The organism is Pseudomonas sp. GM33, from assembly GCF_000282295.1.
Classification (GTDB): domain Bacteria; phylum Pseudomonadota; class Gammaproteobacteria; order Pseudomonadales; family Pseudomonadaceae; genus Aquipseudomonas; species Aquipseudomonas laurylsulfatiphila.
The window spans coordinates 84,569-96,758 of record NZ_AKJO01000067.1 but is presented as its reverse complement, the minus strand read 5'-3'; the positions used below and the strand labels follow the sequence as shown (position 1 = coordinate 96,758).

General features: G+C 59.1%; 11 protein-coding genes. 5 read left to right on the top strand and 6 right to left on the bottom strand.

What is annotated here, in order from left to right:
* Positions 1-14 precede the first annotated feature (14 nt).
* A complete protein-coding gene (locus PMI26_RS20840; RefSeq protein ID WP_007972670.1) occupies positions 15-1,142 on the top strand; it encodes an NAD(P)/FAD-dependent oxidoreductase in 1,128 nt (375 codons plus the stop codon).
* A 90-nt stretch (positions 1,143-1,232) separates the two neighbouring features.
* Positions 1,233-1,874: a helix-turn-helix transcriptional regulator gene (locus PMI26_RS20845; RefSeq protein ID WP_007972668.1), complete on the top strand. Its 642-nt coding sequence runs from the start codon at positions 1,233-1,235 to the stop codon at positions 1,872-1,874.
* A 130-nt stretch (positions 1,875-2,004) separates the two neighbouring features.
* Here PMI26_RS20845 and PMI26_RS20850 read toward each other — a convergent pair whose 3' ends face one another.
* The 6 genes from PMI26_RS20850 to PMI26_RS20875 form a co-directional block, all read right to left on the bottom strand.
* Positions 2,005-2,781: an ABC transporter substrate-binding protein gene (locus PMI26_RS20850; protein ID WP_007972666.1), complete on the bottom strand. Its 777-nt coding sequence runs from the start codon at positions 2,779-2,781 to the stop codon at positions 2,005-2,007.
* A 307-nt stretch (positions 2,782-3,088) separates the two neighbouring features.
* On the bottom strand, positions 3,089-3,541 hold the full coding sequence (moaE, locus tag PMI26_RS20855; protein ID WP_007972664.1) for a molybdopterin synthase catalytic subunit MoaE: 453 nt from the start codon (positions 3,539-3,541) through the stop codon (positions 3,089-3,091).
* Between the two features lie 3 nt (positions 3,542-3,544).
* Positions 3,545-3,787 (bottom strand): molybdopterin converting factor subunit 1, encoded by a 243-nt coding sequence (gene moaD, locus PMI26_RS20860; protein WP_007972662.1) that lies wholly within the window; start codon positions 3,785-3,787, stop codon positions 3,545-3,547.
* Complete coding sequence (gene moaC / locus PMI26_RS20865) at positions 3,784-4,257, bottom strand: cyclic pyranopterin monophosphate synthase MoaC (protein ID WP_007972660.1); 474 nt, start codon at positions 4,255-4,257, stop codon at positions 3,784-3,786. Before moaC ends, moaD begins: the two co-directional genes overlap by 4 nt.
* 247 nt (positions 4,258-4,504) lie before the next feature.
* Positions 4,505-5,899 carry a PhoH family protein gene (locus tag PMI26_RS20870; protein WP_007972659.1) on the bottom strand — a complete coding sequence of 465 codons (1,395 nt, stop codon included), beginning with the start codon at positions 5,897-5,899 and terminating at the stop codon, positions 4,505-4,507.
* Positions 5,900-6,235: 336 nt separating this feature from the next.
* Positions 6,236-7,360 (bottom strand): polysaccharide deacetylase family protein, encoded by a 1,125-nt coding sequence (locus tag PMI26_RS20875; RefSeq protein WP_007972658.1) that lies wholly within the window; start codon positions 7,358-7,360, stop codon positions 6,236-6,238.
* Positions 7,361-7,629: 269 nt separating this feature from the next.
* Between PMI26_RS20875 and yaaA the strand changes: the two genes are divergently transcribed.
* The 3 genes from yaaA to alg8 all read left to right on the top strand — a co-directional run bounded on the left by yaaA (position 7,630) and on the right by alg8 (position 12,168).
* On the top strand, positions 7,630-8,409 hold the full coding sequence (yaaA, locus tag PMI26_RS20880; RefSeq protein ID WP_007972655.1) for a peroxide stress protein YaaA: 780 nt from the start codon (positions 7,630-7,632) through the stop codon (positions 8,407-8,409).
* An 809-nt stretch (positions 8,410-9,218) separates the two neighbouring features.
* Positions 9,219-10,535, top strand: a complete 1,317-nt coding sequence (locus PMI26_RS20885; protein ID WP_007972653.1) for a nucleotide sugar dehydrogenase — start codon at positions 9,219-9,221, stop codon at positions 10,533-10,535.
* A gap of 151 nt (positions 10,536-10,686) precedes the next feature.
* Positions 10,687-12,168 (top strand): mannuronan synthase, encoded by a 1,482-nt coding sequence (gene alg8 / locus PMI26_RS20890; protein ID WP_371319511.1) that lies wholly within the window; start codon positions 10,687-10,689, stop codon positions 12,166-12,168.
* Positions 12,169-12,190 lie beyond the last annotated feature (22 nt).

Genomic DNA, 12,190 nt, shown 5'->3' with positions numbered 1-12,190 from the left:
TAAAGGAGACATTCATGAGCCAGGCAGATTTCATCATCATCGGCGGCGGTATCGCCGGCGCTTCCACCGGTTTCTGGCTGTCGCAGCATGGCCGTGTGATCGTACTCGAACGCGAATCCCATCCGGCCTACCATTCCACCGGACGTTCGGCGGCGCTGTACACCGCCGCCTACGGCACCCCGCAGGTTCGCGCATTGACCCTGGCCAGCCGGGACTTTTTCGACAATCCGCCCAGCGGCTTCTGCGAACACCCGCTGCTAACCCCACGCGGCGAAATGACCGTGGATTTCACCGGTGACCCGGACGAACTGAACAGGCAATACCTGAGCGCGAAGGCCACGGTGCCGGAGATGCAATTGCTCAGCACCGACGAGGCCTGCGCGCTGGTACCGATCCTGCGCCGGGAAAAAGTCCACGGTGCGATCTACGATCCGACCGCTACCGACATCGACACCGATGCCCTGCATCAGGGATACCTGCGCGGCATCCGCCGCAATCAGGGCGAAGTCCACACCGATGCCGAAGTCGTCAGCCTGAGCCGCGATGACCAGGGCACATGGCACGTCCAGACCGGCACCCAGACGTTCAGCGCTCCGGTCATCATCAACGCCGCCGGCGCCTGGGCCGACAAGATCGGCGAACTGGCCGGCGCCAGCCCCCTGGGCCTGCAACCTAAACGCCGTGCCGCGTTCATCTTCGCCGGCCCGGAGGGCGTGGACATCCATCATTGGCCAATGCTGGTCAGCCTCGACGAATCCTTCTACATGAAACCCGACGCCGGGATGTTCCTCGGTTCGCCGGCCAACGCCGACCCGGTGGAACCCCATGACGTACAGCCCGAAGAGCTGGACATCGCCATGGGCATCTACCAGATCGAAGAGGCCACGACCCTGACCATTCGCCGCCCGACCCGCACCTGGGCCGGCCTGCGCAGCTTCGTCAGCGACGGCGATTTGCTGTCCGGCTTCGATCCACAGGTGCCAGGGCTGTTCTGGGTCGCAGCGCAAGGCGGGTATGGCATCCAGACCTCGCCGGCCATGGGCCAGGCCAGCGCCGCACTGGTGCGCGGTGTCGCGCTGCCGGAGTCGCTCGGCCGTTTCGGCCTGAATGCCGACATGCTCTCCCCTGCCCGCCTCGGCTGAACCTGATCCTCAGGTGACGTGCCCACACGATTACGGCACACTTTCAGCGCCCCTTTGATGGGGCGCTGACGCTGCCTGGAGTTCCACTGTATGAACGCCCCCGAAAAAGACTCGGCCCTGGACGACACGTCCCTGGATAACTTCCACGCGATCGCCGACGCCATCGCCACGTTGTTTTTCCCCCACGCCGAAGTGGTGCTGCATGACCTGCGCACGCAAAAGGTCGACTACATCGCCAACAACCTGTCCAAGCGGGAAATCGGCGACGACTCGGCGCTGGAGGACATGCTCAGCGACGATGTCAGCGAACGAAACATCGGGCCGTACGAAAAGCTCAATTGGGATGGCCAGAAGATTCGCAGCCTCAGCACGGTACTGCGCGACAGCGAAGGTCATCCGCTGGCGGTGCTGTGCATCAACCTGAACATTTCGCTGTTCGAGAATGCCAAGGCCGCTTTGGACCTGTTCCTGTCGCCAACCAAGCTGATCCCGCAACCGGATGCACTGTTCCGCGATGACTGGCAGGAGCGGATCAACACCTTCCTCCACGCCTGGTTGCGCGAGCGTCAGTTGAGCCTGAACCTGCTGACCCGCGACCACAAGCGCGAGCTGGTGCTGGCGTTGCACGCCGAAGGCGCGTTCAAGGGCAAAAGCGCATCGAACTATGTGGCGAATGTGCTGAACATGGGGCGGGCGACGGTGTACAAGCATTTGAAGGAATTGAAGGGCTGAGCCCCAAGAGATGTATTGGCTGGCAGGGCCTCATCGCGAGCAAGCTCGCTCCCACAGTGTCCGAGTCGTGCGCAAGAGATATGTACACCACTGAACCTGTGGGAGCGAGCTTGCTCGCGATAGCGGACTATCAGTCGCCGTAGATATCCGACTTGAAATACTTCTCGGAAATCTTCTGGTACTCACCACTGGCACGAATGCCATCAATGGCCGTGTTCAGCTCGCTGACCAACTCGGTGTTGCCCTTGCGCACGGCAATCCCCGCCCCCTCGCCCACATACTTCGGATCTTTCAGCTCAGGCCCGACAAAGGCGTAACCCTTGCCACGCGGCATCGACAGGAAGTCATTCAATGGAATGGTGTCGGCAAAAATCGCGTCGAGGCGACCGGCTGCCAGGTCCATGTAGATTTCTTCGTTATTGCTGTAGCGCTTGACGTTGATGCCCTTGGGCTCGAACACCTCGGTGGCGTAACGGTCGGTGGTGGTGGCGCGCTGCACGCCGACGGTCTTGCCCTTGAGGCTGGCGTACTGGTCATCCACCACCGCGCCGTCCTTCATCACCAGGCGCGACGAGGTGAAATAGTACTTGTGGGTGAAGTCCACCGACTTCTTGCGGTCTTCGTTGATGGTCATGGACGACAGCGCCATGTCGATTTTCTTCACCTTCAGGGAAGGAATCAGACCGTCGAACTCGCCTTCGACCCACACACACTTGGCCTTCATCTGGGCGCACAGGGCATTGCCGATGTCATAGTCGAAACCGACGATCTCGCCTTTATCGGTTTTCGAAGCGAACGGTGGATACGCGGCTTCGATGCCGATGCGCAGGGTTTTCTCGGCGGCGAATACAGAACTGCACGCCAACAGGCTCAGGGCCAGACCGGTGATGAGGGGGAACTTCTTCATGTTCGTTTTCTCGCGGTTGTTGTTGGTTTGGCAAGACAGAAGAAAAAGCTGAAACGGGGTGGAAACCTTTTTTTGTACTTATAATTCCATCTTGGACTTTTATGTATTGGTCGTCAATCGGGCAAATGCAGACCGTGCCGGCCGATGGTCGGGTGGTGAATCCAGGAGTGATTGGTTGAATCGAAAGGCCTCATCGCGAGCAAGCTCGCTCCCACAGGTTCTTCGTCGTACACAAAATTCATGTTCGACCAGATCCACTGTGGGAGCGAGCTTGCTCGCGATGACTGACTAAAGAACGCAGAAGGAACTACTGCTTCCAGCGATCTGCCGCCGCATGGTCACTGTCACGCCCCTCGACCCAACGCGGCCCGTCGCTGGTGTTTTCTTTCTTCCAGAACGGCGCGCGGGTTTTCAGGTAATCCATGACAAAGGCGCAGGCGTCGAATGCCGCCTGGCGATGAGCGCTGGCCGCGCCGACGAAGACAATCGGCTCGCCCGGTTCCAGGGCGCCGATGCGGTGCAGCACTTCCAGCTTGAGCAGCGGCCAGCGCTGCTCGGCCTCGACGGCGATCTTGCCCAGGGCCTTTTCAGTCATGCCGGGATAGTGTTCGAGGAACATCCCGGCGACGTCCAGGCCATCATTGAAGTCGCGCACATAGCCGACAAAGCTCACCACCGCCCCCACACCGACATTGGCGTCGTGCATGGCGTTGACCTCGGCGCCCGGATCGAACGGCGTGGACTGCACGCGAATGGCCATGGTTCAGCCTCCGGTCACAGTCGGAAAGAACGCCACTTCATCGCCCTCGCTGACCGGCTCGTCGAGCTGGCAGAGGTCTTCGTTGCGGGCGCACATCAGGTTCTGCTCGCTCAATACCTCGGCACCGTCACGTTGGGCCAACAGCGCGCGGACATCGTCGACGGTGGCGAAGTTGCCTTCAACCTTCATCGAGTCCAGCCCCAGCGCTTCACGATAACGGGCGAAAAACTTCACGGTCACGTTCATGGCTGCTCCGCCTGGAAATGCCCGCTCTTGCCGCCGACCTTCTCCAGCAGACGCACGCTTTCGATGGTCATGCCACGGTCCACGGCCTTGCACATGTCGTAGATGGTCAACGCGGCGACACTGGCGGCGGTCAGGGCCTCCATCTCGACGCCGGTCTGCCCGGACAGCTTGCAGCGCGCCACGATGCGTACCGAATCGTCGCCTTCGGCACTGAGCTCGACCTTGACGCCGGTCAGCATCAGCGGATGGCACAGGGGAATCAGATCACTGGTTTTCTTCGCCGCCTGAATGCCGGCAATGCGCGCCACGGCAAACACATCCCCCTTGGGGTGGCCGCCGCTGACGATCATCTGCAGGGTCTCGGGCAGCATGCGCACCAGCGCTTGGGCCGTCGCCTCACGGAACGTCACGGCTTTTTCAGTGACGTCGACCATGTTGGCGCGGCCTTGGGAATCGAGATGAGTCAGCACGGGATTACTCCTGATCAGGAGCGTCGATTGTAAACCTGTGGGTCAATTTTTCGCACGCACGATTATCGGTCCACACATCCCCCTGTAGGAGCGAGCCTGCTCGCGAAAAACGCAAGGACAACGCGGTCATTCAGGCAACACGCATTATCGTTCACGTCCATCGCGAGCAGGCTCGCTCCTACAGGGGTTATGTGTCGGGCATAAAAAACCGGGCGGCTTTTGAGGCCGCCCGGTTTCGATGAAGCGATTACAAGTGCGATTCGGCGTATTCGGCCAGGATCGAACGTGGTACCCCTTGCAAGGTGATGTGCACCCCGTTCGGGAAGTCCTTGAAGCGTTCAGTGAGGTAGGTCAGCCCGGAGCTGGTCGCGGACAGGTAAGGGGTGTCGATCTGTGCCAGGTTGCCCAGGCACACCACTTTGGAACCGGCGCCGGCACGGGTGATGATGGTTTTCATCTGGTGCGGCGTGAGGTTCTGGCATTCGTCGATCAGGATCAGGCTCTGCTGGAAGCTGCGGCCCCGGATGTAGTTGAGGGATTTGAACTGCAACGGCACTTTGCTGAGGATGTAGTCGACGCTGCCATGGGTGCTTTCGTCATCCATGTGCAAGGCTTCGAGGTTGTCGGTGATGGCGCCCAGCCACGGCTCCATTTTTTCCGCCTCGGTGCCGGGCAGGAAGCCGATTTCCTGGTCCAGGCCCTGCACGCTGCGGGTGGCGATGATGCGGCGATAACGTTTGCTGACCATGGTCTGCTCGATCGCAGCGGCCAGCGCCAGGATGGTTTTACCCGAGCCCGCGGCACCCGACAGGTTGACCAGGTGGATGTCCGGATCGAGCAAGGCGTACAACGCCAGGCTCTGATAGATATCACGCGGCTTCAGGCCCCAGGCCTCCTGGTGCAGCAGCGGTTCCTGGTGCAGGTCGAGGATCAGCAAGCGGTCCTCTTCGATCTCCTTGATCCAGCCGACAAAGCCCTGTTCATCAATGATGAATTCATTGATGTGCACCGCCGGCAGGTTGTCGATCAACTGCACCTGATGCCAGGTGCGGCCGTGGTCCTGACGGGTTTCGACCTTGCTCACGCGGTCCCAGAAAGAGCCGGTCATGTTGTGGTAGCCGTTGGGCAGCAGGGACACGTCATCGACCAGTTGGTCGGTGCTGTAATCCTCGGCCGCGATCCCGCAGGCGCGCGCCTTGAGGCGCATGTTGATGTCTTTGGTGACCAGCACCACGGGCTTTTTCGGGTCGCGTGTGTGCAGATCGATCAGTTGATTGATGATTTTGTTGTCATTCAGGTGCTCGGGCAGAATCAGGTTCGGCTCGGCATGCTTGCTCATCAGAATTGACAGCAAACCCTTGGGTCCGCTTTTGCCACGCTGGATCGGCACACCCTGCTCGACGTCCTCGGGTGAGGCATCGCCCAGGGTCTTGTCGATCAGGCGGATGGCCTGGCGGCATTCAGCGGCAACGCTGTGATGCCCGCTCTTGAGCTTGTCGAGCTCTTCTAGCACGGTCATCGGGATTGCGACGTGGTGTTCTTCGAAGTTGAGCAGGGCGTTTGGATCGTGAATCAATACGTTGGTATCGAGTACATAAAGGATTGGCTGGTTGGAAGAAGAGCTACGTCCGTGATCATCCATACTCGGTCACCTTTGTGGGAGCCATTCGACGCAATACCCTGACGGTGCTGCGCCTCGAAGTGACTGCCGAATACACCTGCGGGGACTCAAGTGTTTTGCCTGCATAGCGGGGTCTTGGGAGACGCCACCTGTGTTGCAGGTTTCGGCGGTCTGTCTTCGTAATACTCCAAAACGTGTGACAGAAAAAAGTACTTTGACGCTTTTTTGAAGTTTATTTTTCAGAGTGACCAATAACACTTGGCGGACTGCCATCACCCGTTTACAGTCGGAAGTCAACCTGCAACGAATTCTCCTGCAAATTCGCAAAAAACCCAATGTTTACTGGATTTGGCCGTTTCAGCGAAACGCATCCTGGCAATCCTCCCAACCGATCCCGACCGGCGCCGTTTGCGTGACCAGCCACGGCAACGCCGTTTTCACCCCATCCTGCTTCACATTGAAATTGATGACCCCGTGCCGCCACAGCAGCATCAGGGTCAGCACCCGTTGCGCACTCGGGTTGCCCTTGAGTTTGCCGGCGCCGTCCTGGGCGTCGATGTCCCACAGCGCTACCTGCAAACCCTGAGCCTTGAAGAAACCTTCGGCATCGGAACGGCGCTGGCCATCGGGCGGACGGAACAGTGGCACGAAGTTCTCCGGCAGCTTGCTTTTGACCAGTTCGGCACTGCGGCGCACCGAGTCCTGCCAGTCCTGCCAGTGACTGTGGGAGCGAAACTCCCAGCCTTGCACGCCGATGCACTGGGTCGAGTAGGTCGCTTGCAGGTGACTCACCGATTGCTCGACCAAACGGGACTGGATGTCCTTGCCGAGGACGAAGAACGTCCCGCTCATGTTCGACTTGCGCAGGTACTCGGTGACCCAGGCGGTATTGTCCGGCGCGGCGTTGGCAGCACTGTCGAAGGTCAGCAGAAACAGCCGGTCGTGCATCCCGTCGCCGGAGCGCTCATAGTCGCCAAAATGATCGACTTCACTGCTGGTTTGCGGGAACAGCGCGGCCTTGCGCAATTGTTCGTCCAGGTACTGGGTGTGGAACACACGACTCGGTTCGGCCCACTTGATGTAGTAGCTGTCTGCACTGACCTGGAACTTGGCGGCTTGTTCGCGCAGGGTGGGCATGTCTTCGACCAGAAAACAGAACGAGGCATCCTGGTCGCAACTCTGTTGGGCGTAGTTATAGTTGGCCAGCAGCCGCTGCCACATACGTTGGCGAACCCGGTTGACCGACTCCAGGTTGATGGTGCGCAAGCCCAGGCGCTGGGCCAGGGCGGGTTCGTCCAGCGCTTCACTGGCCAACAGCACACTGGAAAACATCAGGATCTCGGCCCTCGACGCTACGTCGAACAGCGTTGGACTGACGAGTTTTTCTGGCCAGGTGCTGCGATCAAGCGTCGCCACATCGCCGGGTGCCGCGAGGGCAGCGACGCTCAGTAGCCAGATCGAGATGAGAAAAGCGATACGCAATGGGATGTCTCCATAACAAAACCCGCGCGGCACTATAGCTGATAGCGGCCCTCATTCCCGCAGCAACCCCAATCTCCTGTGGGAGCGAGCTTGCTCGCGATGACGGTGCATCAGCCAACATCTTTTCCGAATGTCAGACCGCTATCGCGAGCAAGCTCGCTCCCACAGGGTTTGGTGCAAGGCCACCGGCCATCACCTATTACCCCGATAGCTGGAGTCAAGGCCGACAACCCCCTAGAATCGCGGCCACGATTAAAGGAGACGACTTCATGCTGATGGTGATTTCACCCGCCAAGACCCTCGATTATGAAACACCGCCGGCGACCCAGCGCTTCACCCAGCCGCAGTACCTCGACCACTCCCAGGAGCTGATCCTGCAGTTGCGCGAGTTGTCCCCTGCACAGATCAGCGAATTGATGCACGTTTCCGACAAGATCGGCGGGCTCAACGCCGCGCGTTTCGGCAGCTGGACGCCAGCCTTCACCCCGGAAAACGCCAAGCAGGCGCTGCTGGCCTTCAAGGGCGATGTGTACACAGGCCTGAATGCACAAACCTTCAGCGAAGCCGATTTCGACTATGCCCAGCAGCATCTGCGCATGTTGTCCGGCCTGTACGGCCTGCTGCGACCACTGGACCTGATGCAACCCTATCGCCTGGAAATGGGCACCCGGCTGGCCAACGCCCGGGGCAAGGACCTGTATGCCTTCTGGGGTACACGCATCAGCGAATGGCTGAACGAAGCTCTGGTCGATCAAGGCGATGACGTGCTGCTCAACCTGGCTTCCAACGAGTACTTCTCGGCGGTCAAGCGCAGCGCCTTGAACGCACGCATCATCAATACCGAATTCAAGGACCTGAAGAACGGCCAGTACAAGATCATCAGCTTCTACGCGAAAAAGGCTCGCGGCTTGATGAGCCGCTTCGTCATCGAAGAACGCATCAACGATCCGGCCACCCTCAAGCAATTCGACGTTCAAGGCTATCGCTACAGCGCTGAACAGTCCAAACCGGACAACCTGGTGTTTCTGCGCGATCACGCACCAGAGTGATGCAGCCGGTCGGCGCATGAGCGAACAACCCCTCATGCGCTGCCCATTGATCGTCCGACAATTCCCCCTCTGATCGCCAACCTATTGGCGTCAAAAAACCATTGATCGTTTTCCTAACTTTAGTTTCACTCGACTTCAATGATTTTTTTGCGTAGTGGCACTGACTTTTTTTAACAGTAGTGGCAAAAAACTATCCGCCCCAATTATACGCCTATATATAAAGGGCCAAACGGCAAGTGCTATCAATATGAGAGCAGTGCCATCTTTCTCAATATTTCAAGAAATTTCAGATTTCACGATGAGCGGACTGGAACTATGTCCAAACGCGCCGTTCATACCACTGGCAACGATTCTCGCCGAGCCTGTACGAGATAACTTACGCAGATAAGCGATTCTTGTAGCGAAGTTGCAATATTAACTTGCGCTGGCTAATCACTGATTTGAACAACGGCAAGCGGACAGGAGATAACGCAGTATGACTATCCCCTACAAGGCCACGGCTGCGCCCCTATAAACGTGCTCACCCGAGCACCCAACCGCTTGATCTACGGGCTTCCGGCCTGAGATCAAGCGTGCAAGGCCGTTGCACCTGCATCCTTCGAAAGGAGGATCGGCTGCATAACAGGGCAAATCATAACAACAAGGCCTAGTTGCGCACCCCTTGAGTGCATTTATTTAGACACTCGTAACTTATATGCCAGCACACGGCATTGCTGCGCCTGCAAGGCGCACTTGCGAGTGCACTAAAACACGCTGAAAACCATTAACTCCGGCCATCTAATGGCTTGATCAATACAGAGGTAATTGCGATGCGCATCAGCATATTTGGTTTGGGTTACGTTGGCGCAGTATGTGCCGGTTGCCTGTCTGCACGGGGTCATGACGTCGTTGGCGTCGATGTGGCAAAAGACAAGATCGATATGATCAATGCCGGCAAATCGCCGATTGTTGAACCAGGCCTGGGCGAACTTCTGGCCCAGGGCATCCAGACCGGCCGCCTGCGTGGCACCACCAACTTCGCCGAGGCGATTCGCGACACTGACCTGTCGATGATCTGCGTGGGCACGCCGAGCAAAAAGAACGGCGACCTGGAACTGAACTACATCGAGGCAGTGTGCCGCGAAATCGGTTTTGTCCTGCGTGACAAGACCACCCGCCACACCATCGTCGTGCGCAGCACCGTGTTGCCGGGCACCGTGGCCAACGTGGTCATCCCGATTCTCGAAGACTGCTCCGGCAAGAAGGCCGGTGTTGATTTCGGCGTGGCCGTGAACCCTGAGTTCCTGCGCGAAAGCACCGCGATCGCCGACTACGACCAGCCGCCAATGACCGTCATCGGCGAGTTCGACAAAGCGTCCGGTGACGTTCTGCAATCGCTGTACGAAGAGCTCGACGCGCCGATCATCCGCAAGGACATCGCGGTCGCCGAGATGATCAAGTACACCTGCAACGTGTGGCACGCCACCAAGGTCACCTTCGCCAACGAAATCGGCAACATCGCCAAGGCGGTCGGCGTTGACGGTCGCGAAGTGATGGACGTGGTCTGCCAGGACAAGACCCTCAACCTGTCCCAGTACTACATGCGCCCGGGCTTCGCCTTCGGCGGCTCGTGCCTGCCAAAGGACGTGCGCGCACTGACCTACCGCGCCGGCTCCCTGGACGTGGAAGCACCGTTGCTCAACTCGCTGATGCGCAGCAACGAATCCCAGGTGCAGAACGCTTTCGACATCGTCTCCAGCCACGACAAACGCAAAGTCGCCCTGCTGGGCCTGAGCTTCAAGGCCGGTACCGACGACCTGCGCGAAAGTCCGCTGGTTGACCTGGCGGAAATGCTGATCGGCAAGGGCTACGACCTGAGCATCTACGACAGCAACGTCGAGTACGCCCGCGTTCACGGCGCGAACAAGGACTACATCGAGTCGAAGATCCCGCACGTCTCGTCCCTGCTCAACGCCGACTTCGACGCGGTGATCAACAACTCCGACGTGATCATCCTCGGCAACCGTGACGAGAAATTCCGTGCCCTGGTGCAGGACGTTCCACACGGCAAGCAGGTGATCGACCTGGTGGGCTTCATGTCCAAGGCCACCAGCGTCAAAGGTCGCACCGAAGGCATCTGCTGGTAAGCCCCCTGTAGGAGCGAGCTTGCTCGCGATGCACCTGAGAACACCGCTGGGTATCAGATACCCAGCGTCATCGTTGGCGACCATCGCGAGCAAGCTCGCTCCTACAGGTTTGTACGCCTGCGTTAACCCGAGATCTAGACGGATGCAGATTATGCACAGGCTAAAGCACGGCCTACTCCAGGCCGCCGGTTGGCTGTTCTACCTGAGTTTACTGATGGGCCTCGCCATGGCGCTGCCCGTGTCCACGTTCGACTCCGAGTCGAAGGACTTCATTTTCCTGATTGGCGCCGTGGGTATCTGGCGTTACTCGATGGGTGCCACGCATTTTGTGCGCGGCATGATTTTTCTGTACATCGTCTACCCGCACCTGCGGCGCAAAGTGCGCAAGCTGGGCAAAGCGGCTGACCCGTCCCACGTGTTCCTGATGGTCACCAGCTTTCGTATCGATGCGCTGACCACTGCGCAGGTCTACAGCTCGGTGATCCGCGAAGCCATCGACTGCGACCTGCCGACCACCGTGGTCTGCTCCATCGTGGAAATGTCCGATGAGCTGCTGGTCAAAAGCCTGTGGAACCGGATGAATCCACCGGCCCGGGTCAAGCTCGACTTCGTGCGCATTCCCGGCACCGGCAAGCGCGATGGCCTGGCCTACGGCTTCCGCGCCATCTCCCGACACCTGCCGGACGATCGCGCCGTGGTTGCGGTGATCGATGGCGACACCGTGCTCGGCGAAGGCGTGGTGCGCAAGACCGTGCCGTGGTTCCAGTTATTCGGCAATGTCGGTGGCCTGACCACCAATGAATTCTGCGAAGTGCGCGGCGGCTACATCATGAGCGAATGGCACAAGCTCCGTTTCGCCCAGCGTCACATCAACATGTGCTCGATGGCCCTGTCCAAGCGAGTGCTGACCATGACCGGGCGCATGTCGGTGTTCCGTGCCACCGTGGTCACCAACCCGGAATTCATCGCCGATGTGGAAAGCGACTCGCTGCAACACTGGCGCCTGGGTCGCTTCAAGTTCCTTACCGGCGACGACAAGTCGAGCTGGTTCAGCCTGATGCGCCTGGGCTACGACACCTTCTACGTGCCCGACGCGGCGATCAACACCGTTGAACACCCGCCGGAAAAGAGCTTCATCAAGGCCAGCCGCAAACTGATGTTCCGCTGGTACGGCAACAACCTGCGGCAGAACTCCCGTGCCCTGGGCCTGGGGATCAAACGCCTCGGCGTGTTCACCTCGGTGGTGCTGTTCGACCAGCGCGTGTCGATGTGGACCTCGCTGCTGGGCCTGACCGTCGCGCTGATCGCCAGCTTCAAGTACGGCACCGCGTTCATCCTGGTGTACCTGCTCTGGATCGGCATCACCCGGTTCATCCTGACCTTGTTGCTGTCGTGCTCCGGACACCGGATCGGCCCGGCCTACCCGGCAATTCTCTATTACAACCAGATCGTCGGCGCGCTGGTGAAGATCTACGTGTTCTTCCGCCTCGACCAACAGTCCTGGACTCGCCAACCCACTTCTCTGACCCGTGATCTCGCCAGCTTTCAACGTTGGTTCAACACCTGGTCGTCTCGGACCATGACCTTCTCTGCCGGCAGCATTTTTGTCGCCGTGCTGCTGTTGATGGTCTGACCGCCCCCTTATTGAATTAACC